This window comes from Leptospira abararensis, assembly GCF_016918735.1.
GTDB classification, from domain to species: Bacteria; Spirochaetota; Leptospiria; order Leptospirales; family Leptospiraceae; genus Leptospira_A; species Leptospira_A abararensis.
Genome location: NZ_JAFFPR010000006.1, coordinates 24044 through 45928, shown reverse-complemented (window position 1 = coordinate 45928; position 21885 = coordinate 24044). Strand labels below are relative to the sequence as shown.

At 40.1% G+C, this 21885-nt stretch carries 21 protein-coding genes; 4 read left to right on the top strand and 17 right to left on the bottom strand.

Going from position 1 to position 21885, the window contains the following annotated elements; genetic code table 11:
* Window positions 1-4: 4 nt before the first annotated feature.
* The 6 genes from JWG40_RS00970 to acpP are packed head-to-tail and all read right to left on the bottom strand — an operon-like array spanning window position 5 to window position 4181.
* Window positions 5-745 (bottom strand): toxin-antitoxin system YwqK family antitoxin, encoded by a 741-nt coding sequence (locus JWG40_RS00970; protein WP_205284022.1) that lies wholly within the window; start codon window positions 743-745, stop codon window positions 5-7.
* On the bottom strand, window positions 720-1616 hold the full coding sequence (locus JWG40_RS00965) for a mechanosensitive ion channel family protein (RefSeq protein ID WP_205284021.1): 897 nt from the start codon (window positions 1614-1616) through the stop codon (window positions 720-722). Before JWG40_RS00965 ends, JWG40_RS00970 begins: the two co-directional genes overlap by 26 nt.
* Window position 1617: 1 nt before the next feature.
* Window positions 1618-2709 (bottom strand): 3-dehydroquinate synthase, encoded by a 1092-nt coding sequence (gene aroB / locus JWG40_RS00960; protein WP_205284020.1) that lies wholly within the window; start codon window positions 2707-2709, stop codon window positions 1618-1620.
* Entirely contained in the window at window positions 2706-3170 is a 465-nt protein-coding gene (locus JWG40_RS00955; protein WP_205284019.1) for an NUDIX domain-containing protein, read from the bottom strand. Before JWG40_RS00955 ends, aroB begins: the two co-directional genes overlap by 4 nt.
* Window positions 3167-3895, bottom strand: coding sequence for a ribonuclease III (gene rnc / locus JWG40_RS00950; protein WP_205284018.1), 729 nt, complete (start codon window positions 3893-3895; stop codon window positions 3167-3169). The genes JWG40_RS00955 and rnc overlap by 4 nt, the downstream gene beginning before the upstream one ends.
* Window positions 3896-3947: 52 nt before the next feature.
* Window positions 3948-4181, bottom strand: coding sequence for an acyl carrier protein (gene acpP / locus JWG40_RS00945; protein ID WP_002974954.1), 234 nt, complete (start codon window positions 4179-4181; stop codon window positions 3948-3950).
* A gap of 377 nt (window positions 4182-4558) precedes the next feature.
* On the opposite strand from acpP, the gene JWG40_RS00940 reads away from it, so the two are divergent.
* The 3 genes from JWG40_RS00940 to JWG40_RS00930 all read left to right on the top strand — a co-directional run bounded on the left by JWG40_RS00940 (window position 4559) and on the right by JWG40_RS00930 (window position 9181).
* Window positions 4559-6052, top strand: a complete 1494-nt coding sequence (locus tag JWG40_RS00940) for a sulfurtransferase (protein ID WP_205284017.1) — start codon at window positions 4559-4561, stop codon at window positions 6050-6052.
* Window positions 6053-6151: 99 nt separating this feature from the next.
* Entirely contained in the window at window positions 6152-8056 is a 1905-nt protein-coding gene (locus JWG40_RS00935; RefSeq protein ID WP_205284016.1) for a DUF1538 domain-containing protein, read from the top strand.
* The gene (locus JWG40_RS00930; protein WP_205284015.1) at window positions 8057-9181 is read left to right on the top strand and encodes a hypothetical protein; all 1125 of its coding nucleotides are present in this window, start codon (window positions 8057-8059) and stop codon (window positions 9179-9181) included.
* A 119-nt stretch (window positions 9182-9300) separates the two neighbouring features.
* Here JWG40_RS00930 and fabG read toward each other — a convergent pair whose 3' ends face one another.
* From fabG to cmk, 7 genes are all read right to left on the bottom strand, one after another.
* Window positions 9301-10062, bottom strand: a complete 762-nt coding sequence (gene fabG, locus JWG40_RS00925) for a 3-oxoacyl-ACP reductase FabG (RefSeq protein WP_205284014.1) — start codon at window positions 10060-10062, stop codon at window positions 9301-9303.
* 75 nt (window positions 10063-10137) lie between these two features.
* Window positions 10138-11160 carry a phosphate acyltransferase PlsX gene (plsX, locus tag JWG40_RS00920; RefSeq protein ID WP_205284013.1) on the bottom strand — a complete coding sequence of 341 codons (1023 nt, stop codon included), beginning with the start codon at window positions 11158-11160 and terminating at the stop codon, window positions 10138-10140.
* Window positions 11161-11165: 5 nt separating this feature from the next.
* Window positions 11166-11366, bottom strand: coding sequence for a 50S ribosomal protein L32 (rpmF, locus tag JWG40_RS00915; RefSeq protein WP_015679024.1), 201 nt, complete (start codon window positions 11364-11366; stop codon window positions 11166-11168).
* A 67-nt stretch (window positions 11367-11433) separates the two neighbouring features.
* On the bottom strand, window positions 11434-12048 hold the full coding sequence (hisG, locus tag JWG40_RS00910) for an ATP phosphoribosyltransferase (RefSeq protein ID WP_205284012.1): 615 nt from the start codon (window positions 12046-12048) through the stop codon (window positions 11434-11436).
* Between the two features lie 3 nt (window positions 12049-12051).
* Window positions 12052-12798: a tetratricopeptide repeat protein gene (locus JWG40_RS00905; protein ID WP_205284011.1), complete on the bottom strand. Its 747-nt coding sequence runs from the start codon at window positions 12796-12798 to the stop codon at window positions 12052-12054.
* Between the two features lie 4 nt (window positions 12799-12802).
* Window positions 12803-14506, bottom strand: a complete 1704-nt coding sequence (locus tag JWG40_RS00900; RefSeq protein ID WP_205284010.1) for a 30S ribosomal protein S1 — start codon at window positions 14504-14506, stop codon at window positions 12803-12805.
* A gap of 20 nt (window positions 14507-14526) precedes the next feature.
* A complete protein-coding gene (gene cmk / locus JWG40_RS00895) occupies window positions 14527-15279 on the bottom strand; it encodes a (d)CMP kinase (RefSeq protein WP_408611478.1) in 753 nt (250 codons plus the stop codon).
* 144 nt (window positions 15280-15423) lie between these two features.
* On the opposite strand from cmk, the gene JWG40_RS00890 reads away from it, so the two are divergent.
* Window positions 15424-16956: a histidine kinase dimerization/phosphoacceptor domain -containing protein gene (locus JWG40_RS00890; RefSeq protein WP_205284009.1), complete on the top strand. Its 1533-nt coding sequence runs from the start codon at window positions 15424-15426 to the stop codon at window positions 16954-16956.
* Here the strand turns inward: JWG40_RS00890 and JWG40_RS00885 are convergent.
* From JWG40_RS00885 to aroA, 4 genes are all read right to left on the bottom strand, one after another.
* Window positions 16934-18535 (bottom strand): hypothetical protein, encoded by a 1602-nt coding sequence (locus JWG40_RS00885; RefSeq protein WP_205284008.1) that lies wholly within the window; start codon window positions 18533-18535, stop codon window positions 16934-16936. The genes JWG40_RS00890 and JWG40_RS00885 overlap by 23 nt on opposite strands.
* Window positions 18536-18648: 113 nt before the next feature.
* Complete coding sequence (locus JWG40_RS00880; RefSeq protein WP_205284007.1) at window positions 18649-19074, bottom strand: hypothetical protein; 426 nt, start codon at window positions 19072-19074, stop codon at window positions 18649-18651.
* Window positions 19075-19212: 138 nt separating this feature from the next.
* A complete protein-coding gene (locus JWG40_RS00875; protein WP_205284006.1) occupies window positions 19213-20334 on the bottom strand; it encodes an AraC family transcriptional regulator in 1122 nt (373 codons plus the stop codon).
* 242 nt (window positions 20335-20576) lie between these two features.
* Window positions 20577-21863, bottom strand: coding sequence for a 3-phosphoshikimate 1-carboxyvinyltransferase (gene aroA, locus JWG40_RS00870; protein WP_205284005.1), 1287 nt, complete (start codon window positions 21861-21863; stop codon window positions 20577-20579).
* Window positions 21864-21885: the final 22 nt, after the last annotated feature.

Sequence of the window (21885 nt, the reverse complement as noted above, 5' to 3'; positions counted from 1 at the left end):
GTGCCTAATGACACTCCGGTTCCTTTCCTTTACGCACCAAACACCATAGGTTTCCATTGGGATAGTAAGTAGACCTGGCAATCATCTCGCCGTCGTTGGAATAAAGTTCTGAAGCTTCTTTGGTTCCCGTTGGATAGTAATAGAACCACTCACCCACCTTCTTATCATTTTCATAACTTCCCTTTTCTTCTACTTTTGTATCCGGGTAGTAACGAACCCAATCTCCTGTACGAAGCCCACCGTCAAAGAAACCCTTTTCATTCAATCGACCGCTACGAAAGTACCTATGATAGTAGCCGGTTTCATTTCCCATTTCTGCTGTTTGAATCCATAACTGTTTTTTCCGATTCCCAGCTTTATAATTCTGCTCGATATAAAGTTTTCCATCAGAGAAGTAGAACTTCCAAAGTCCATCCCGTTCCCCATTGACCATGCTCCCTTCCATGATCGTAATTCCTGTTAGGTAATTTAATTTTCTTCCATACCCGTTAGGTTGACCCACAACATTCACAGGAATCTCTGCGATCAAGTTTCCGTTATCATACCATTCCCGATAGAAACCATCGCCAATCCATAGGTAATTGTTTGTTTTTTTGTCAAAGTTTGCTTCTTTAGGAACAGAGCCTGGTCGTGTGTCAGTTCCTTTACAAGGCCCAAACAAAAAACCAGAAACAACGATAAATAGTATTAAGGATAAAAATATCCAAATCGAATTGTCTTTAATGGGTGTGGATGTGGATGTCATTTTCATTTTTGAACTTTGTAAGAATTTCTTTCGAGATTAGGATTCGATTGAGACGTTTTGACCTGATGGGAGTTAAATAACGCAAACACATTAAAACAGTTCCTTCTGGTTCTAAAGAAGTATATACAATTGGCGTAGTTTTGCCAAGCCTTACTAAATAGTTTTTTGACATCTCTCTAATCTTGGATTCTACTAATTCGGGTGCTAAGACCAATTCTTCCTGGAGAATTTGTGCACAAATTTTTTCTGCTTTTTCCCAATTGGAATTCAACTCCAAATACACACGAAACTCATCCCAAACAAAATCCATAGTTTCAGAAACGATAAAAAATCGATGTAATACAACGTTATAATTAGGAAAATGAATGAGTCTGTTTGTGGATTGTTCAAATCTTGGATCGGCTGCAATTTCCAATAGAGTGAATTTAAAAAAACCAATATTGACAACATCCCCTTTGACATTGTCGATCTCAATGCGGTCTCCGACCTTAAATCCATTCCCACCCATGATCATAAACCATCCCACCATATTCAGCCACACTTCTTTGAGTGAAATGACAATCCCCGCACCGGCGAGACCAAGGACAGTAGGTAGGAGTGACAAACTAGAAAAAATTACAGGAAGGTAGGCAATTCCAAATACCAAAAGAAATCCCATACGAGCCACCTTGCGGCGGTTATATTCATGGGTGGCATCGGGAGCGGGTTTGATTCTTTCCACAAGAATCATGGTGATTTTATAAGAAAAAACGGCAAAAACCACCATATATCCAAATAGAATCATAGTTTCTGCAAAGTCACGTCCCGGGGTTCGTAACAAAGTTAATGGATTCAAATCCAAATAGAATTCTTTAAGGCTTCCTCCGCCCATTTTATAACTTTCCTTTCTGGCGTTTTAAAATTTCAAGGATGTTCTTTCGTTCGACAGAAACACCAAATTTTGGTTTTCCAAAATCTTCTAACAGAACAAATTTTAAGGAAGTCCCTTCCTTTTTTTTATCATGTTCCATATGTTTTAGAATCTCTTCTGGTTTTTCCTCTAATCGTGTTGGTAAGTCTAGTTGTTTCATAAGTGAAATTGCTTTTTGAAAATTTGATTCTGAAAAACCGACAAGTTCACGAGACAAAAGTAAGGCAGTCACAAGACCAACGGCAACTGCTTCTCCATGAGAGTATTTTTTATATTGGGTTAAAGATTCGATTGCATGTCCCGTAGTATGCCCTAAATTCAAAACTGCTCGAAGACCAGATTCTTTTTCATCTTGTGAAACAATCCCTGATTTAACTCGGACAGATTCCTCGATCGCATAACGAAGAGTTGGTGAATTTGCGGAATAATCGGAACGTTTTGATTTGGATATTTTATCTAAAAAATCTCCACCATCAAGAAATGCATGTTTTGCAATTTCAGCAAGACCACAACTCCATTCTTTTTCTGGTAAAGTGGAAAGGGTAAACAGAGGTGCAAATACAAACTCTGGTTGGTAAAAAGCACCTACCATGTTTTTTCCCGAATCTACATTGACTGCGACCTTTCCTCCCACAGAAGAATCCACACAAGCAAGAAGTGTTGTAGGAACCTGGACAAACCGCACCCCCCTTTGGTAAGTGGCAGCAATGAATCCAGCGAAGTCGCCAACAACTCCCCCACCAAAAGCAATGACCACAGCCCTTCGGTCTGCATCGGTTTCAATGAGTTGGTTATAAACTTTCTTTACCCGATCGATATGTTTGTTCTTTTCACCAGGTTTTAGGTAAATAAAAGAAAAAGGAACGTTCAGCGATCTTAGTTCTTTTGTAATGTATTTTTCGTATATACCTGCAATTTCGCGACTCGTCAGGACATAAACTTTCGAAACTTTGGGAAGAGAATTTAGTTTCTCAGCTAAACCCAGGAAGTCTTCATGTAATTCGATCGGGTAACGAAAACCAACTCCGACAATTTCACGTTCCGATAACTTCATGGTTCATTCACCCATGGGCTGGAAATATATCTAGGTTTATTTGTGCTTTTGGCCCGGAAGTAATGTTTTATGTCCGGACGAATGTCCATTGCTAAAATTTCTTTGGTAGTAAAGTATCCAAATCCTGAAATCGCTTTTTCTTTTGGATTTAGGGTAGGTAACAAATCCTTTACCTTGGTCAAAAAAACAATTTGGATGAGATGGCGTTTTTTATTGGGATCAATTGATTCATTTAAAAATAAAAATTCCATTTGGCTTACTTCTAGAGACAACTCTTCGCTCAGTTCTCGTTTGAGTGCTTCTTCTCCCGACTCACCAAATTCGATTCCACCGCCAGGAAGTAACCAATACCCCGATTGTTTTTTTTGCTGTTGTACAAGCAAAATTTTACCCTTAGGATCTTGGATGAGTGCGGCCACGCGAACCCGCATTGATTTGGATTTTAATAAAAAGTCGATCATAGTATTTTTAAAAAACGGAGTGCTGCCTTGGCTGCCATCTGTTCTGCCCGACGTTTGTTCTTTCCTTCCCCAGTGGTTTGGAAGTGTTTTTCGCAAAGAACAGAAACAAGAAACTCTTTTTCGTGGTCAGGACCCTCTTCTTTCATAACGGAATACTCTGGTAATTTTTTCCATTTCTTTTGGCAAAATTCCTGCAAAATGGTTTTATAATCTTTTGTCTCTTCGGCTTCATCCGCACCCTTTTCCATTACTTGAAAGTGGGGATTGAGAAATTTACGACAACTCTCAAGGCCCTGGTCGAGATACAAGGCCCCTAGGAAGGCCTCAAAGCAGTCTGCCTGGAGATTGGTATTGGATTCCCCCTTTTCTCTCTCTCCTCTGCCTAGAAGCAAAAATTCAGGGAATCTGTAGGCCCGGGCAAGTTTCGCAATGGCAGGAGCGGAAACCATTTTACTTTTTAGTTTAGCCAGTTTTCCTTCTTTCCCTTTGGGGAGTGACTGGTATAAAAATTCGGCAGCTAAGATTCCTAAAACCGAGTCTCCTAAAAATTCCAATCGTTCATTATCAGAAAGATAACGATCGGAGTCTTCGTTTGCGAATGACCTATGAACAAACGCTAGGTGAAGAAGGGAAATATCCTTAAACTGAGTTTTGGTAAGGGATTGAAGTTCTTTGAGAGAGGAAATTCTTTCGGGAGGAAGTTTAATACGAATGAAGTCGGACAAGGTAAAAGATCCGGGTTCCTCTATAAAAGGAACCCGGTTTTTGGATTGGGAATTACCCCTTAAGTTTATCGATGAATTTAATTACATCGCCTACGGTTTGGATTTTTTCTGCGTCTTCATCAGAAATCTCCACACCAAACTCTTCTTCAAGAGCCATAACTAGTTCAACTGTATCAAGAGAGTCAGCACCAAGATCATTGATGAAGTGAGCTTCAGGTGTAACTTCTGATTCATCAACACCAAGTTGTTCTACGATGATTGACTTAATTTTTTCGAAATCTGCCATTTTATATCCTCCAGGCCACTGTTAATCAGTGGGGCAAGTGTTAAATCGTTTTCCGCTAGGTATATATGTACGCCTAGCGTTTTTTTAAAATGAAATTGTCGGAATTTTTGGCAAGTCTAAATAGATTATTTTCCTCTTGAAACCTTTGACATCATTCTAACATCACCTAACATAAATTAATCTGGTTTGAAATCGTCCGATTTGTTCAGAAAAGAGAACAGAAGCCTCCTGCATCCGAGCAATTTCCAAAATCCTAGTCTGATTTCCAATCCTTTGCTCTATTTTAACAGATTTAACTTCCGCTATAACGGAAATGGCTTCCCGTCGGTCGCTCTCCATGGAAAACCATTCCAAGAATATTTTTTAAGGAGAACTCCATGATTCAAAAATGGACCCGAACATTCACAACTTTCCTCCTGCTTTCCTTCTCGGTATCCTGTGCGGAAAAGAAAGAAAACAACAATACCTTACTGGCTGGCCTTCTTCTTTTTGCCGCAAACCAAATCAAGGTGAGCACCGCTACTGATTTGGTGAACGAATCGGCAGCTGATTACAACCAAAACAACTGGGGGCTTATCACTCCGCAAACTTTGGCACGATTTCAAAGTAACTGGCAAACAAACAAACCAAGCCACATTACAGGAAATCTCATCATCCTACAAACCGATGCGGCAGACCGCGTGGCAGGTGGTGCCGCATCTCCTTATGTAGCAGAAAATCCAAGCCAAGGAGTTTATGTTTACCTTTTGGATGATTACAGACCAGTAGATTTGCCAAGTGGTGGATTTCGTTTCAACCAAACAAGAGATACGGGTCTATTCTCCAACTCCGTTCGTTACCAAGCCAATGGAGCTTTTGTAGATGATTGGCTAAAAACTTTTGGAATCAACCTATCCAAAGACTTAGTGGTCTTTGCCGTGGGGACAGGCAACGGAATCACTGCTGGTGCTTATCCAGCTAAAGCAGTGGGTGCCGGTGCCGTACAAGATGTAACACGCGGAGTGTATTGGTTACGTTATTGGGGAGCTGATATCAAAAACCTGGCAATTCTCAATGGAAACCTGAACAAAAAAGCAACGGGTGCAGGAATCACTTTATCGACAAGTCGATCAGGAATTAACTTAGAACGAAATGCGGGATTTTCAGTAAAACAGCTCCGTGTTGATAACACTGTCCTTACTTTAGGTTTAGAAGATATTTATGAGATCGCAAAAACAGGTGGGGCAGCAAATATCGCAGGGCTTACCGCCAAACAACAGATCATTGATGCAAGACCAGCGGCGCAGTATGATGGGACAGCACAAGGTTTGAATGTGGCACGAAACGCACTTGTTACAAATCCTGCTGGGCAGGCTTATATCACAACTTCCTTTCAGTCTTCTGGTGCACCGTCCGCCTCAGCGGGTAACCAAACCTTTGTTCCTTTTGAAGGAAGTATCAAATCCTCCAAAACATTCCCTTGGGCCGACTTACTCAGAGACAATGCTGATGGATATGAGTTCTTAGACAAAGCAGCAATCAAAACTCTTTTCGATACAACTCGTGCTGTTTACACACCAGGAACCACAATTGTCAGTCAATGCCGCACTAACTTTGAAGCGCAGGTGAATGGATTTGCCTCTTTGAATATCCTGGGATACCCAACGGTTTATTATGATGGATCCCTTGTGGAATGGACTGCTCTTGTCGCAGGACATGGAACAGGTGCTATCAATCAAGTACCAGCTGACTTTAAATGGAGAACCGATATTGGGGATGTATCAACATTCCTTTGGTACAATGAACCAACTCACGTAATTCGCCCCACAGTCAATCTCACGGCAACAACCACAAAAAAATTCATCCAAGAAGATAAGGCTTACAAGTTTTAATCTCTTTCCCAGTTTACACTTAGTCTCCTGGCATCTGCCAGGAGACATTCTTTTTGAAATTCCCTTTGCAAGAATGTTTTTCCCAATCAGTTTGTCTTTATGGCAAGGAACGAAAAAGAAGAATCCATTCAAATTGGATTTAGAGAAACCATTACGCTAATAGTACCTTATTTTCAGAAAAAACTTTGGGGCCAGATCAAAGCAGTGATCTGGATTGTCTTATACCTTGCTCTCTTTCAGTTATTTATTTTACGAATTCCCATAAAAGAAGCAGGTCTCATTGCCTTAGGAATCTCAGCCGTTGTCCTTGGTCTCACCTTTTTTTTAGAAGGATTGTTTCTTGGCCTAATGCCCTTAGGCGAGGCCTTGGGACTTCGATTGCCACAAAAATTAGGCATCTTTAGCATCATGGTCTTTTCTGTTCTTATGGGAGTTGGGGCAACCCTCGCAGAACCTGCCATCTCCATCTTACGAGCCTGTGGCAGTAAAGTGGCTCCTTGGGATGCACCTCTACTTTATTTTTTACTCAACGAGGGTTCTCTCTATCTCTATTTATCCGTAGCCATCGGTGTTGGGATCTCTGTGGTGTTCGGAATGTTACGATTTTTATTTGGATTTTCTTTGATGCGGATTCTTGTACCAACAATATTTATACTGTTAGGTGTAAGTGTGTATGCCTACTTCGATGAAAACTTACAACTCATTTCCGGCCTTGCTTGGGATTCAGGAGCAGTGACAACAGGTCCTGTAACCGTTCCCCTTGTTGTAGCTTTAGGAATTGGGATTTCCAAAGTAGCAGAAAAAAATGAACAGAGTAGTGCTTATGGAGTTGTGACTCTTGCCTCTCTTTTTCCCGTTCTTTCTGTATTTCTTGTTGGGATGTATTTCTCGGAAAAATTACCTAAACCCATGCCAGAAGAAACTTTTTTCAAACAAGGGATTACATTAGAGCAAGCAAAACTCCTACTTGGCGACACTCACTGGACAGCACCTGTGAAAAAACTATCCAAACCAAATTCGATTACTCCACCTGAATTATATCAAAAGGCCAAAGAAAATATCTTCGGTGCCTTCCAATTGGCTATACGAGCGATTCTTCCCTTATCGATTTTTCTGTTTTTATTTTTAGCATTGATCCTGAGAGAAAAAATCCCCTACCCCGAAGAAGTTTTTTTAGGAATAGGTTTTTCTATCATCGGTCTTACGATCTTTAATTTTGGGATCATCTTTGGACTGAACAAATTAGGAGACCAAGTAGGAGGAAAACTTCCCTCCACATTTCGTTCTATTGAACTTGTAGACTCCACAAAATTCATCCCCAACTTCAACCCCAAGTCGGTATTAAAAGCAGTCAATGAAGAAGGGAAAGAAGAAAAATTCTTTTATCTCAAAGAAAGAAAGTCCTATACAGGAATTCCTTACCATGAAGAAAACTGGAACCGAATCAATAAAGTTTACGAATATGTTCCCATCCACGGCCCCATATTTGGAAAGGAAGACAATTTACTTGGATACTTAGTTGTTTTAGTATTTGCTTTCTTTTTAGGATATAGCGCCACCCTCGCAGAACCAGCATTATCTGCCCTAGGAAATACAGTCGAAGAAACCACTGTAGGAACATTTAGAAAATCTCTTCTTATCCAATCAGTCGCAGTAGGTGTTGGGCTAGGAACCTTACTTGGAATGCTAAAGATTCTACTCGAAATACCACTTGTTTGGATCCTTGTTCCGGTTTATCTATCCCTTCTTGTGTTGAACACCTTCAGCAAATCAGAGTTTATCGATATTGCTTGGGATAGTGCCGGTGTTACGACGGGTCCGATTACGGTTCCTTTGATCATTGCCATGGGACTAGGGATCGGAAACCAAATGGGAACTGTAGATGGATTTGGAATCCTTGCAGCTGCCTCCGCCTTCCCCATTTTATCAGTTTTACTTATGGGAATGGTTGTCGAAAAATCCCGCAAACTCTCGTTAAGTGATTCTGAACGAAAAGAGAAATAAATGAATTCGAAACTAAAAGCCATAAGAATCACTGCTATTGTTCATAGGGACTTAACCGACCTCGTTGTCTCCGCTCTTAAAAGAAATAGAATCCACTATTTCCACATGGAGGCGGGAAGGTATCCCGTCCTTGCCAAACGAGGTTGGTTGTTATTCGACTTTTACCAAAACCATTCCATCATCGATACACCAGTGACTATTTTTGAAGTCCTATGCGAACCAATCGCTGAAAACTTTTTACTGACACTCTTTCGGGATGCAGCGGAATTAAATATTCCAGGACATGGAACTGTATACTCGGAAACGATTGACTTACACAGTCCTGTTCCTGCTGATTATATATTCACTACGGAAGAAAAAAACAAAGCTCTTGGTTTTTCTGGGCTTACTGGACTTTTTTGTATCCTTCCTCGCGGATCGGCAGAACCCATAGCCCGTTTGGTTTTGCAAAATGGAGTGGCTGTTCCTACCATTAGTTATGGAACGGGAACTGGTTTGCGTGATAAATTGGGACTACTAAGAATCACCATTCCAAAAGAAAAAGAAATTTTAAAACTAATAGTCCACTCGTCTGACGCAGAACATGCGATGGATTTTATCATTGAAGTGGGTAGACTTGATCTTCCAGGGAGAGGATTTATTTTCGAATTCCCAGTGGGGCGGGGTTTACTCAATACTAAAGTTAGTTTGGAAGGCCCAAAACAAGCTGCCAGTATGGACCAAATCATTTCCGCATTAGATCAGTTATATGGAAACATGGATTGGAGGAAAAAATCCAACCAATTCCGTCAATCCACTCGTCATAGAAATTATTTCGAAGGAGTAAATGTTGTTCTCAATTGTAAGGAGGAATCTATCGAATCGGCACTGGTTAGTCTACGAAAAGTGGGGGTTTCTAGTTCCACTATTTCCCTGAACAAACTCATCCATTCTCAAATGGATAAGAATGCATTCACTCCCGCAAGAGAGGTAGCAAACCTTCTCATTCCTAAAAAAAATCTTCCCGAAGTTCTCTCTGTATTAGATGAAATTGGTTTTTTTGGTGAAGAATCAGAAGGAATTGTTTACACGATGGAAATACCCAAAGCCTTCTCTTACCAGTCGAAGCTGACCAAGAAAAAATAAAAATCCCCTCAAGAGCGGCTATCCGATCAGAGGGGACTAAGCCAATAACGATGAAAGCGTTACCAACATTAATAGAGGAGAATCTTTACTTTTTTTAGTAAGTAAGGATTACTTAAATCTTAGTGACCGCCACCCGGTAAAAATCCACCACCATTGATATCTAAAATATGTCCTGTGATAAAGGAAGATGCATCAGAAGCAAGGAAGGCAATGCCGTTAGCGATGTCTTCTGGAAGGCCCGCACGTTTGAGTGGGATTGCTTGCACCATACCATGTCTGATGTTTTCAGGAATTGCTTCTGTCATTTCTGTTGCAATAAAACCTGGGGCAATCGCGTTACAACGAACCTTTCTAGAAGCCATTTCGAGAGCCACTGCCTTTGTAAAACCAATCACACCTGCTTTGGATGCAGAATAGTTTGTTTGTCCAATGTTTCCGTTTTCACCAGAGATAGAAGAAAGATTGATGATCGATCCACCATTTTCTTGTTTCATCATGACTTTGATGGCTGCTTGTGTGCAGAGATAAGTTCCAGTCAGGTTTACTGCGATCACAGAATCCCACTGCTCTTTTTTCATTCTCATAAGGAGAGTGTCACGAGTGATCCCTGCATTGTTTACGAGGATGTCTACAGTTCCAAATTCTTTTTTTGCCGCATCAATTAGTTTTTGAGCATCTTCTTCTATTGATACGTTAGCAACAACAGCGATTGCTTTGTATCCTTTGGATTTTAATTCTTCCGCAGTGGCATTCGTTGCTTCTGGGTTCATATCCGCTACAACGATGTTGGCTCCAAGAGAAGCAAGTTTCAAACAAGTTGCTTTTCCAATTCCTCTTGCCCCACCCGTTACGATGGCTGTTTTTCCTGTTAAACTAATCATTTGGTTTTTCCTCTTCCTTTCTAATTCCTAAAATATTTTCTAAATGAAATGAATCTAAATGAATCCTTTTAATGTTTAAACCGAATCGTTTAAAAGAGTTTTGTATTCACCAAGCCTTTCTCGAATCCTGTCGTTGATTCCGTGTTTGGCGCACTCTGAGATGACACGGACTGCATTTTTTACGGCTAGTGCGTTAGAAGAACCATGACCTATCATACAAATCCCTTCTACACCTAAAAGAAGAGCACCACCATATTCCGCATAGTCTAAACGTTTTTTTACAGCTGTAAAAGTTGATTTTAAAAGCAGTGCGCCTGTTTGGGCAAGGCTTGATTGTCTAATGGAATTTTTCAATACGTTGAAAATGGATTTGGCAAGTCCTTCTGTTGCTTTAAGAACAATGTTCCCAATAAAACCATCGCAGACCACAACGTCTACTTCACGGCCACCACCATAAAGATCACGGCCTTCTACATTTCCCACAAAGTTAAAAGGTATTTTTTTTAAAAGATCAAAGGTTTTGACAGAAACGGTATTTCCCTTTTTGTCTTCTTCCCCATTCGAGAGAATTCCTACTTTTGGATTTTGGATTCCAAAAAGTTCACGGGCATAAATTTCACCCATTACCGCAAATTGTGCAAGATATTCAGGTTTACAATCGACATTGGCACCTGCATCTAACAGAAGCACGGGTGGTCCTTCTTCCCTGGGAATATGAGCAGCAATAGGAGGTCGCAGAACGCCCGGTAGGCGACCTAGATGTAGTAATGCAGCGGCCATAGTAGCACCTGTGTTTCCCGGAGAAAACACACCGATACATTCTTTATCTGCCACTAAACGAACTGCTTTGACTATGGAAGAATCCTCCATAGCGCGGACTGCTATCGAAGGAGAATCATTCATACCGATGATCTCAGTAGAATGAATGACACGGATTTTCTCAGTGTCATAATCAAATTTTAACAGGATATCAAGTAACTCTTGTTCGTCGCCGACGAGCGAAACCGACAGTCCGAATTCTCGTACTGCCATCACTGCGCCCTCGACTATACCTTCAGGGCCGTAATCTCCGCTCATCGCGTCCACGGCGACCCACATAATGGTTAGTTATCTTCGGTCGTTTTTTTAACTTTTTGAGCGACTACGAGTTTTCCCTTATAAAAACCGCAATAAGGGCAAACACGGTGGGACAGAACAAATGAACCACAATTGGAACACGGGTTTAAGTTAGGTTTGCCTATCGCGTGATGGGCTCTTTTCGTTCTAACTTTCGATTTTGATTTACGTCTCTTTGGGACTGCCATGGCTATCCTCTATGGAATTATAACTGGTTTTTACTATGTTTTGGAAAACGAATGTGAAAACAATATTTTAATTTTCTAGGCTCTCGATAAGAGACCGTAATTCGCTGTGTTTGTGATAAAAAGCGGAGCGATTGCATACCAAACGGGCTGTACTGAACAAAATGGACTCAAATTCCTTCAGTCCATTGGCTTTTAAGGTCCCACCAGTGGAAACTAAGTCCACGATGCAGTCCGAAAGACCCACGATGGGAGCAAGCTCAATCGAACCATAGAGTTTGATAATCTCGCAAGAAATCCCTTTCTGGAAAAAATATTCCCGGGTGAGGTTTGGGTATTTAGTGGCCACACGCACTTTGGAACGTTTGGCAAAAAGATCAAAGTCAGGAAAGGAGGCAAGGGAGAGGCGACACTCCCCCAGTTTCAAATCTACGGGAGCAATGAGATCAAATCCCCCTTCCCGGAGGATGTCCCAACCTACAATTCCGGCGTCAGCGGAAGCTTCTTCCACATAGGTGCAAACATCTTGAGAACGGACAAATAAAAGACGGAGGCGTTTGTCTTCGGAGACAAAGGTGAGTTCTTTCGAACCCTCGGATGGCAAAGAACTTAACCATCCTTTGGATAACAAAAGAACTGCAGTTTCTTCGGCAAGCCTACCTTTCGGAAGAGCCAAAGTCAACATAGGTTAGTTTTTCCCGAGTTTGAGGAGCAAATAACTAGAAAGAAGTTTCACATCTTCTCCAGATTCAGCAACGTCTAGTTTGACTGCTTTTTCTAGATACTGCTTGGCACCCGCCTTATCCCCGTTAAGGTAAGACAATCGTCCCGCCTGGTAGTAAGACCAAGCCTTAAATCCATTCAGTTCTCGTGCAGGTTCGATCACGGTTGCGGCAATCTTGTAGTTTTCTAAAGACTTCGCGTTATTTTTTTCACGTTCTCGGTAATTGCCAGCAATGTAAAAATATAGTGCTTTGATTTCTTTGGGAGTATCAATTTTTTTGGCCGCATCTTCCAGGTATCCGGCAGCTTTTCCGAATTCCCCTTTTTCTGCATAAAGTTTAGAAAGATCTTTCCAAACACGAAGCTCCATTTTACCGGTACTTTGGTTTTGTAAAAAAGATTCTAAACTTTGGATTTGAACATCAAGTCCCACTTTTGATTTTTGATGGGTGAGTTTCAAATCCTCCAGCGTTACCGTTTCTTTTTCAAAAAGGTAAGCACGGTATTCGAAAAATCCGATGATGACAGCTAACACAACAATGGCGGAGGCAAGGCTGATAAATACAGACTTACGATTCCGCGATAAAAAATGTGTAAACTTTAAAAAAACGAGTTCTGCTTTAGAACCTTCAAAATCAGCGAACTCATCCTTTTGGATGAGTTCTGCTTGTTTTTTTTGTTCGAGTGGGTTTTTTTTATGAAACTTATCCATGGACCTATCGGTTTTGGTTTAAATTCATAAAAGAACCGATGGATTCACGAGAAGGTTGGTTGTCTTCTTTCATGTATTTTGCCATCTCTTCACGTTCTACTGCTTTATCAAAGTCTTTGATAGAGAGAGAAATCTTCTTATTGTTAGGTTCGATTTTGACAACGACTGTGCGAACAGACTCGCCTACTTTGTAAAGATCTTCTAACTTGATGTTGCGACCATCTGGAATTTCAGATATGTGAACAAGACCTTCGTAACCTGGTTCTACTTCCACAAACACTCCAAAGCTAACAATGGATTTTACGCGACCTTCTACAAGAGTACCCGGCGGGTATTTTTTGCGAAGAGCTTCGTAAGGATGTTCTGAAAGTTGTTTTAAACCACAGCTAATGCGTTGTGCATCCAAGTTCACATCAAGGATTTTGTACTGAACTGATTGGCCTTTTTTCAAAAGGTTTAAAGGGTTTTTTTCTTTTTCATCCCAAGTGATGTCGGAGATGTGAATGAGTCCTTCGATTCCACTTTCTACTTCTACGAAAGCACCGTATTTAGTGATTCCAGTAATTTTACCTTCGAGTACGTTTCCGGCACGAACGTTAGCAGAAAGAGCTTCCCATGGGTTAGGAAGAAGTTGTTTGAGTCCGAGAGACAAACGTCTTGCTTCGAAATCAATATCCAAAATTTCAGAATCTACTTCTTGGCCTTTTTTCAAAACATCTTTTGGATGTGGTGGTTTTTTGGCCCAAGAAAGTTCTGTCGTATGGATGAGTCCTTCCAATCCTTCTTTGAGTTCTACGAAAGCACCGAAGTTAGTAAGGGAAGTCACGATTCCTCGCACCACCATACCTTTTTCGAGTTCTTTTTTCGCCCAAATCCATGGATCTTCATAGAGTTGTTTGATCCCGAGGGATAGTTTGTTATTCTCTTTATCTACTTCCAAAACAATCACTTCGACTTCGGCACCGATGTTGAAGTATTGTTTGAACGGAGCGAATTTTTTATAAGAAATATCGTTTTGACGAAGAAGACCGACTACATCGTAAACAGAGAGGAAAACGCCAAAGTTAGCAATCTTTACCACTTTTCCGTTTACTTTATCTCCGACTTTGACTTTCCCAAGGAGTTCTTCCCACTTCTCGCCGTTGATTTCGTCGAGGAGAGTTTTGCGAGAGACCACACCGGTCCTCGTTTTTTCATTTAATTCAATGATTTTGAAGGAAAATTCTTTTCCACCTTCTGTAGATTCTTTGAATCTTACCCCTACGTGGGAGGCAGGAAGGAAAAGTTGGATTCCTTCGCTTTCCACGAGGTATCCTTTGTTTTTGACTTCACCGACAATTTTACCAGAAAGTGGGTATCCATTTTGACTTGCGTCTTTGATGGTTTCCCAACCAACTCTTTGGTCCGCTTCTTTTTTGGAGAGGACACAGTATCCGTCGACCCGCTTTTTAATGATCGCACTGACTTTCTCACCGCGTTTTGGCGTTTCTGAGAAGTCTTCACGAGAAACACGAGCTTCCAATTTCTCTCCGATATCGAGGAAAACAGTGTCACCAATGACATCGACTACAGTCCCTTCAATGAGGGTACCTTTTCCTGCGGAGTTTTCTTGTTCTTGTGCTTGTGACTGCGATTCCCACTTCTCTAATAATTCGCCGAAGGAAGAAGTGGTCTCATTTTTGGGGGAGGATGGGTTGGTTGAATTCAATGGTTACCGGGATACAAAACTTAGATTTGCCCAGAGGATGAAACCTTGGACAGGATAGTATTTAGGACAGTTTCCGTGTCGAGGGTGCTCGTGTCAATCAGGATTGCGTCCGAAGCCTGTTTCAGGGGAGCCACAGTACGGCTGGTGTCACTTTCATCCCGGGCCACAATCTCGTCCTGGATGTGTTTTAGGTCGGCTTTAAAGCCTTTTGCAACTAATTCATCGTATCGGCGTTTGGCCCGCACTTCCACAGAGGCGGTCAGAAAAAATTTAAATTTTGATTTGGGAAAGACTTCCGTGCCGATATCGCGACCGTCCATGACCAATTTATGGGTTTTTGCGAATTCGCGGATATGGTGATTTAGAATTTCTCGAAAGGCTCGCCTCGGTGCAATGTAACGGATTTTTTTTGTGATCTCAGGATCGCGGATTTCGTGACTTATGTCTCTTTCCCCTAGGAACATCAAATTTTCTCCCGTAGAGGAAAGTTCACAATGTACAGGGATTTTGGCGACGGAAAATCCAAATTCTTTTTCGTCTCTATCCAAAAGAGTGGCATCGGCCAATTTTTCTGTATAAAAAGGAAACTTAGACTCATCCTCTTTGGTTTCCAAAAACTTCTCCCATATAGCAAGCGTTAGTGCTCGGTAAAAGGCTCCTGAATCTAAATAAAGATACCCGATTTTATGGGCAATCATTCGTGCGAGCGTACTTTTTCCAGAACCGGCGGGCCCATCAATGGCGATTACATTTTCTATATTCAAGATACTCATGAGATTATATCCTAAGACTAGAACGGGATTTAATTTCGTCCAGAGGAATTCTTATGTTTAAGGGAAGACTAACTCGTGGTAAACGATTTTACCTTGACATGTTTTTTTTTCCGCATAGGATCAGTGCCACTCGGTAGGATGTTAGTGAAACTAAGAAATCGCAATCTGGATCCAGAACGAATTGCCGACTTCGAATGTTTCCGAAGTGGTATCCTAGAGCTCATTGTCAAAAATGCACTACTGACAGACATACTAAACGAAATTGTTCGAGGAATAGAAACTCTAAACCCAACCATGATTTGCACTGTAGTGCTCATCGAAAATTCCAAAATCAAAATGGGGGCTGCCCCTTCTCTCCCCAAAATTTATAACGATGCCATTGAAGGTGTGACCATTGGACCCGAAGCTGGTTCTTGCGGAACCGCAGCTTACACTGGCAGACGAGTCATTGTCGAAGACATAAGCACAAGCCCCCTCTGGAAAAACTACAAAAAGATAGCTCTAGACGCAGGATTACTTTCTTGTTGGTCGGAACCAATACGTTCCCATACAAACGAAACCATTGGCACCTTTGCCATTTATCACAATGAGATCGCAAGCCCCAATGAATTTGATATTTTTATCATTGCAGAGACTGCAGATCTTGTCAGCATCGCAATCGAAAAATCCATTGTATCTACAAAACTCACTGAAAGCGAAAGAAGATTCCGAGATTTTTTTGAAAAGAATTCTTCTGTGATGTTAATCATCGAACCCAATACTGGAGATATCATCAACGCTAACCAAACAGCCGTTCAGTTTTATGGTTACCCTCATGAAATTCTTACAAAAATGAAAATCGATGAAATCAATATACTTCCACCAGAACAAGTAAAGCAAGAAAGGATGCGTGCACTCTCTGAAGAAAGAAGTTATTTTTCTTTTCCACACAAACTGGCAAATGGAATCATCAAACAAGTAGAAGTATATTCTACACCCATTGAAACGAGTAACCGCCACCTACTATTTTCCATTGTCCACGATGTAACCGAAAGAAAAACGGCGGAGGAAAAAGTAAAAACCCTTCTCTCCGAAAAGGAAATGATTCTAAAAGAAGTTCACCACAGAATCAAAAACAACATGACGATTCTTTATAATCTTTTGGATCTTCAAGCGGGCTTGCAGGAAAACCAAGCGATACGAAATTCATTAAAAGATGCCACAAGTCGGATCAAAACTATGGCTCTTTTGTATGACAAACTTTACTTACAAATGGCATTCCATGAACTTCCGTTAGATGCATATTTAATCCCTCTAACGAACGAGATTATTTCCCTCTTCCCCTACACAGTCAAGGCAACTACAGATATTGGAAATTTTCACCTAACTGCCGAACAACTGCAAGCGATAGGAATTATCACGAACGAGTTACTCACCAACAGCTTAAAATATGCCGGAGGTGTTTCCAAAGATTTAGAAATACAAATCAAAGCTTGGGAAGAAAACGGCGAAATTCATCTAATGGTTAAGGACAATGGGAAGGGCTTTGAATCACTCGATTCCCATCCAGAAAAACTAGGGTTTGGATTGACTTTGGTAATGATGTTAGCAAAACAACTTGCCGGCAAATTCACATTTAATGGAGATGCCGGAGCCGAATTTCATATTGTTTTTCCTATTCGAACCACCCATCCTTAGAAACAGGAAAAGTATATCTAAACCTTTTTTTGGAATTCCCAAAATAGGCAAATTCCATACGAATGTTTTCTATATGACCAAAATCATTACTACTATCTAAATACAACCGCACCTCTTTCTCCATAGTTTTCCTATAGAAATAATTATCCTTGATGTAATTGTACATACTAAGATATAAAACTTTGTTTTCTTCCGATAGTTTTTGATTTGGTTTTTCTGCACTTTGGCTTGCAAACCTGAGTTTTCCATTTAGAAAATGTAAATTAGACTGTATCAAAAAATTAGCAGGATTTGTTTGGTCCATCTGGATCACAAGGGGAAGTTTTACTTGATTACAATTCCAATAAAATCTCAGCGTAGGTTCTTCTAAGTTTACTTCTTTCCAAAAAAATTCCAGTTCATTCTTATCACCACAAAACTCAGCTGTCTTCTCATCGGAGTTCGGAATGCGAATTATGGCTTTTGGAAAAATAGAAAATACAGTTTGTATATGACTGTAGTGGGAATACACTCCATGAGGAATCCAGATCGTATTCTCTAATTTTAAAACTAACTCAGTCGCCGCTTGTTCTCCGTTTCTTTTTTTCATCTCTTTGTGAAGAGAGGTAGAGAGTGTGTCGATAAACTCTGGGAAAAAACGGTCTCCCGCATTAGTTTTTGTTATGGCTTGAAAGATAGTAAGATCCGCTAACTCAGTGCCCACCAGTTTTCTATATTGCCATAACAAAGATGGTATGTAGGCAAAATCTTTTTTGAAATCCGATTCAATGGATACGTCATAAAACCCGATTTCCTTATCCAAACGAAAAGAAGAAACTAAGAGTTGGCGTTTCACCGCTTCACATGTTTTGTGGGTATACAATTCTGGGTGGTCTAACAACGAAGCTGCATAATAATCCGAAATTCCTTCTGCAAGCGAACGACCGATGGAATTGTTTCCCAAATATTTTCCGGTAATCAAATGGGTATACTCATGATAGATGGCATCCGGACAAGAGGCCGTGTCTATGATTCGGTCAAAAGCAAATCTTCCAAAAATGGGGAAGTCCCATTTAGGAGCAAACCACAACTCACTATTCCAACTTCCTTTGATTTCCGAAGGGGGAATGGTTAGGGCAGTATTTTTCAGCGACACTTTGGAATCAAAATATTCTGTCGGCGAATAGGCGTAAGGTGCATCTACTCGAATTTTCACCTTGGGGTTAAATTCAGTGATTTTTTCTTTGGACCCAGACCTAAGGGCAATGACCTTAAATTTGGATTCGATTTTATGCAGTTGGTAACCTAAAGTCAAATACTTCAAATTCCCTTCCACTAGTTCTAGTGGGATTGGGGTTTGGTTTACACCGGAATGGATGACAAAATTTTCTAAAATATAATGTGTTTGGGATTTAAGACCTAGCTCTTCTAAAGTTATGTTTTTATGTACGAACTGCTTACGTTCTCCATCCCAATCTAAAATTTGATTTTCTTTTTTTACTTCAGCATTGAGATGAAACCCAAAGAAGAATGCGCAAATAGAAAATAAGAGATAAGACCTAGGTTTCCAACTATCTTTACGAAATGGTATATTCTTCATTATTTATCACTCGATTGAATCTATTTTTGATAGAGAAATCCTGTTTCTAGTTTTCATTAGGAATGGCTAGAAACAAGATTCTTTAAGTTTTTTTGTTGGAGATCCAATAAGACCTAGAATCCAAGTCCTACAGAATCATACATTCCACCAGAGACCACGTTTCCGAATCCACCTGTATGAATGAGGATGCCAACAACGGCAACTACAGTCACTGAAGCGAGTACGTTCTCAAAAACTTTGAAGTTGGTTCCATGAAGGTAGTTTCCTGTAGATTTTTTTAACTGAATCGAAGAAACGATCTTTTCCAAATCTTCTTCAAGAGTACCTGCAAATTCTGCATTTTTAATTTCTCTACTGATTCTAACAAATTCTTGCGGACTGATGTGTGCTTTGAGATATTCGTTTGCATCCTTAGTTGTCATTCCGTTTTTTACTAAAACGTTTGCTGCTTCTCTAACACTCATTTGGTTTGTGGGAGTTGCAAATGTTGCCTGAGCTGCAAACACGATAGCCAATACTAAACTGATTTTCTTTTTCATAAGATTATCCTTTGAATCAAATTTGTTTGAAGTGAAATGTTTCAAAACATTGCGCTAGAAACTTTGAATCCATCCTACTACGAAAAAGAATCCGAATCGTCTGATTCGATCGGATTGGAAATAAAACTACGTCCGGATTTATCGAGTTGGATGTTTTTTCAGGATTTTTTCTCTATATTCTCTAGGTGTGGTTCCGGTTTCCTTTTTAAAGGCTTCATTGAAGGTAGATTTAGAACCAAAACCCACATCATAAGCAATAGCAAGTAGAGACCGTTCCGGCTCTTTTTCAATTTTTTCCTTCGCCTCTTTCACTCGGTAGAAATTTGTATATTGATAGAAGCTGAGTTTGATTTCCATATTTAGAAATTCAGAGAGTTGGTGGGAACTCAAACTCATTCTTTCGGAAAGTTCGCGGAGACTTAGTTTTTCCTCTCGGTATATTTTTTCTGTTTCGAACAGGTCTTGCAATTTTTTCCGAACCAAACTATGATCAAGTTTGGAAATTTGCGAGATCCTTTCTTTTTTTTCATCCTCTACAATTTTACGAACTTCCAAAAAGAAATCGGGATAAGTCTGCCTAAGTACATATAAAAAACATAAAAAAAGTCCAATGGCAATTCCGGACAACTGATGGGCGATTTGACCACCAAAGGCCAAGGTTTTTAATCCGTTTAGTGATAAAGCCAAACAAAAAATGACAATAGTAAGCCCTATTTTTAATGTATAATTTTTACGAAATGTACTCCAACGAATTTGTTTGGATATTCTTCTAAAAATGCGAAGCATACACCATATATAAATCAGAATGGTAGGCAAAACTAAAAACAATGGTCGATTGTGAAAGGGATGCAAATCAGTATTTTGATTTTCTAGATAATAACTTTTGTTTCCTAAATTCCAAATTAGAATCAACACAAGTAAAACAACCAAAGGAACAAGCCGGTAAGAAAGCCTACGAAAAGAACGAAATTTTCCTTCTAAAACAGTAAGAAAGTATTCATCTAGTAACACTCCCAAACAAGCAACTACTGGTAAATCAGTCAGATACAAATAATACAAATGTCTGATGTTCTCTGAAGAAATTAAGTAAAAGTTAAACAATAAGTAACTAGTTCCGAGAAAAATAATCCCAAGTAAGATTTGTTTTCTATTTTTATGGTAACTAAAAAATTCTCCGATCGCATATAAAAATCCGAGCAGAAATGAAAACAAAAGGAAGAAGTTTAAGGATTCATTGTAATGTTGCAAGAAGAAAGACATCGTTACACCAGTTTCCATCAAAGAAGATGGCTTTATTTGTTACCTTTAGACTCAAAGTTGATTTCGATTCTAGGATGGCTACATTCATTTTCCTTAGGAAAGGAAATAAAATAACAAAACAAATAAACATAGGTCGAAATCATTTAAACACAATTTGTCCGATTCGATCGAAACGAACTAGGAATCTTTTCAAAAAATTAAAAGTTTTTTATGATTATGGCTACCAATTACGATTCGTTTTTTTAAAACGATTTAAGGATTTCAAAAAATCCAGGGAAACTTGTATCCACCCAGCTTGTATCGTCAAACGTTAGTTCTACGTTTGAGAGTTTAGAAAGAATGGCAAAACTCATAGCGATCCGATGGTCCATAAAAGTTTCTATGGCACAGGTTTTGATTTCCCCTACTTCTCCAAACTCATATCCATCTTTCGATTCATTTACAACCACACCAAGTCTTTCCAAGTTGGAAACCATGGACTGGATTCGATCCGATTCTTTTGCTCGCAGTTCTTCTGCGTGTTTAATCTCGAACCCACCTTCTGAAAAAAGACCAGCAATCGTAAGGATTGGAATTTCATCGATGATCGAGGGAATGAGATCTTCTGTAATGACAGACCTCTTTAGTTTCGAAGGATAAACTAGTAAGTCCCCAATTTCTTCACCACATTCCTGGCGTTTGGCGGTAACTTCAATTCTTCCACCCATATTTTTTAATACAGTTAAAATTCCCACACGAGAAGGGTTGAGACCAACATTATGAATGAGAAGAGGTTCACTTCCCCCCGCACAAAGACCAAAGACAATATAAAAAGCAGCGCTAGAAATATCACCAGGGATGACAAACTTAGCACCTGTAAAATGATACGGCGGTTTAACAGAAAAATGGACTGGGGACTGATGCTCAATATTCCCACCCAAAAACCGAATCATATTTTCCGTATGGTCACGAGAAACTTCCGATTCTTTGTATTCGATGGAAATCTCGGAAGCCAATGCCGCAAGGACAAGTGCACTTTTGATTTGGGCCGAAGCGATAGGACTGGAATAAAAATAATCCTTTAGTTGTTTTCCAGTAACTCGAAGGGGAGCTCTATCATTTCCTTCTACAGAAATTATATCAGCACCCATTTCCCGAAGTGGGTTCATGATCCTTGCCATCGGCCGTTTGCAAAGGGAGGCATCTCCTGTAAGAGTGGCCGAAATTTGAGGAAGGCCTGCGATAAGCCCTGCAGAAAGACGGATTCCAGTCCCTGCGTTTCCAAAATCCAAAACAGCCGCTGGAGATTTTAAGTTATTTTTTCCTGGGCTTTGTACGGAATAACTTCCTTTTCCGATGGGTTCGACCGAAAGCCCTAAACTTGCAAAACAATGTAAGGTATGAAGAGGATCTTCTCCTTCCAAAAATCCATGAATTTCTGATTTTCCTTGGGAGAGTGCGCTAAAGAGAACCGACCGGTGCGAGATAGACTTATCTCCAGGGACATAAATTTCTTTTTTGGCACTTAATTTGATTTGGGGCTTCAACATGTTGTATTTTTCTAAAAAGTAT

What these genes read in the sequence shown, in the direction of transcription:
- JWG40_RS00970 (WP_205284022.1), bottom strand. Translation starts at nt 745, where the DNA reads ATGACATCCACATCCACACCCATTAAAGACAATTCGATTTGGATATTT.
- JWG40_RS00965 (WP_205284021.1), bottom strand. Translation starts at nt 1,616, where the DNA reads ATGGGCGGAGGAAGCCTTAAAGAATTCTATTTGGATTTGAATCCATTA.
- aroB (WP_205284020.1), bottom strand. Translation starts at nt 2,709, where the DNA reads ATGAAGTTATCGGAACGTGAAATTGTCGGAGTTGGTTTTCGTTACCCG.
- JWG40_RS00955 (WP_205284019.1), bottom strand. Translation starts at nt 3,170, where the DNA reads ATGATCGACTTTTTATTAAAATCCAAATCAATGCGGGTTCGCGTGGCC.
- acpP (WP_002974954.1), bottom strand. Translation starts at nt 4,181, where the DNA reads ATGGCAGATTTCGAAAAAATTAAGTCAATCATCGTAGAACAACTTGGT.
- JWG40_RS00940 (WP_205284017.1), top strand. Translation starts at nt 4,559, where the DNA reads ATGATTCAAAAATGGACCCGAACATTCACAACTTTCCTCCTGCTTTCC.
- JWG40_RS00935 (WP_205284016.1), top strand. Translation starts at nt 6,152, where the DNA reads ATGGCAAGGAACGAAAAAGAAGAATCCATTCAAATTGGATTTAGAGAA.
- JWG40_RS00930 (WP_205284015.1), top strand. Translation starts at nt 8,057, where the DNA reads ATGAATTCGAAACTAAAAGCCATAAGAATCACTGCTATTGTTCATAGG.
- fabG (WP_205284014.1), bottom strand. Translation starts at nt 10,062, where the DNA reads ATGATTAGTTTAACAGGAAAAACAGCCATCGTAACGGGTGGGGCAAGA.
- plsX (WP_205284013.1), bottom strand. Translation starts at nt 11,160, where the DNA reads ATGTGGGTCGCCGTGGACGCGATGAGCGGAGATTACGGCCCTGAAGGT.
- rpmF (WP_015679024.1), bottom strand. Translation starts at nt 11,366, where the DNA reads ATGGCAGTCCCAAAGAGACGTAAATCAAAATCGAAAGTTAGAACGAAA.
- hisG (WP_205284012.1), bottom strand. Translation starts at nt 12,048, where the DNA reads ATGTTGACTTTGGCTCTTCCGAAAGGTAGGCTTGCCGAAGAAACTGCA.
- JWG40_RS00905 (WP_205284011.1), bottom strand. Translation starts at nt 12,798, where the DNA reads ATGGATAAGTTTCATAAAAAAAACCCACTCGAACAAAAAAAACAAGCA.
- cmk (WP_408611478.1), bottom strand. Translation starts at nt 15,279, where the DNA reads ATGAGTATCTTGAATATAGAAAATGTAATCGCCATTGATGGGCCCGCC.
- JWG40_RS00885 (WP_205284008.1), bottom strand. Translation starts at nt 18,535, where the DNA reads ATGAAGAATATACCATTTCGTAAAGATAGTTGGAAACCTAGGTCTTAT.
- JWG40_RS00880 (WP_205284007.1), bottom strand. Translation starts at nt 19,074, where the DNA reads ATGAAAAAGAAAATCAGTTTAGTATTGGCTATCGTGTTTGCAGCTCAG.
- JWG40_RS00875 (WP_205284006.1), bottom strand. Translation starts at nt 20,334, where the DNA reads ATGTCTTTCTTCTTGCAACATTACAATGAATCCTTAAACTTCTTCCTT.
- aroA (WP_205284005.1), bottom strand. Translation starts at nt 21,863, where the DNA reads ATGTTGAAGCCCCAAATCAAATTAAGTGCCAAAAAAGAAATTTATGTC.